We start from the raw sequence: 1,123 nt of genomic DNA on the forward strand, positions 1-1,123 counted from the left end.
CCCGGCCGCTGTCCACCAGGAAGCGCCCGACCCGCAGCCCGGCCCCGGCCGTGTCGACCGCCTCCCGCCAGCCGTCGGAGTCCAGGATGCCGCCGGTGGCGAGCAGCACGTCGAGCCCCGGTGAGCGGGGGCTCTCGGCGTGCACGACCTCGCCGTCGGACAGGTACAGCGCACCGGTCTCGCGCAGCAGGACACCGGTGGCACGCTCGGCGGCGAGACGGCTCAGCATCGGGGAAACGGCCTGCCGGAAGTGCTCGCCGCGCACCGGGAGAGGGGGCGCCGGGGTGGGTACCGGGGCGGGTACCGGTGTGGTGATCACGCTCATGCCAGCACCAGCCGTCCCGCCATCTCGCCGAGCCGGATCCGGGCCAGCGCGAGGTTGCCGTCCGTACGCGCCAGCCACAGGTGCAGGAACACACTGCTGTCGAACGTCGTCCGCACGAACCGCAGCACGTGATACGTGTCCCGGTTGCTGACGATCAGGTCCTCGACCGGCAGATCCGCCCCGGACCAGTCGGAACCCTCCTCCGGTGCGAACGCCCGGTGCTCCGCCGCGAGCCGCGCCAGTTCCGCCGCCTCCGCCGCGGTCGTCTCGTGGTCACCGCCGGGAGCCTCCCCGACCGTGCCCAGCGCCAGTCCGCTGGTCCAGTCGACCACCGCGGCGCCCAGGGCACCGGGCAGCCTCATGGCCTCCACCAGACACTCGTCGATTCCGGGCACCGTGGCTCCCCTCCTGCCTGCGGTTCGGCTGAGTGACGCAGACGCTACGCACCGTGTGCGCGAGGGGGTGAGGGATCTGGCATTTTCCAGCGGAACATGCGGACAGGTGACTAAGGTGGGTCGACTTGCCTGCTTTTCACCGCTGTTGGGGCCGAGGAGGCACGTCAGCGCCCTGAGGTGGGCATATGCGGCTGCCCCGCATGCCGGGCCCGAACGAGCCGCCGACCGCTAACCATTCTGGGGGGCGCGAGGGGCGCAGGAAGGGGCGTGACCAGTCACCGTGGGGCGCCACCAAGCCCCTTAAGGGGCGCGGGGAACTGCGCGACCAGCCACGATCAAGCTTTGGCCGCCGCACGACAGTCCCCCACCAACGGGAAGGCGACCGTCAAAGCCCCAACAGCCC

The 1,123-nt window shown here is 71.7% G+C and carries 1 protein-coding gene and 1 pseudogene; both read right to left on the bottom strand.

What is annotated here, in order from left to right:
- Nucleotides 1-325: pseudogene (locus P1P70_RS44935) on the bottom strand (hypothetical protein); the annotation flags it as partial.
- The gene (locus tag P1P70_RS44940; protein WP_009327980.1) at nt 322-720 is read right to left on the bottom strand and encodes a hypothetical protein; all 399 of its coding nucleotides are present in this window, start codon (nt 718-720) and stop codon (nt 322-324) included. The pseudogene P1P70_RS44935 and the gene P1P70_RS44940, both read right to left, overlap by 4 nt.
- Nucleotides 721-1,123 lie beyond the last annotated feature (403 nt).

Origin of the sequence: Streptomyces sp. MB09-02B, from assembly GCF_033794485.1 — a bacterium.
In the GTDB taxonomy this organism is placed as follows: domain Bacteria; phylum Actinomycetota; class Actinomycetes; order Streptomycetales; family Streptomycetaceae; genus Streptomyces.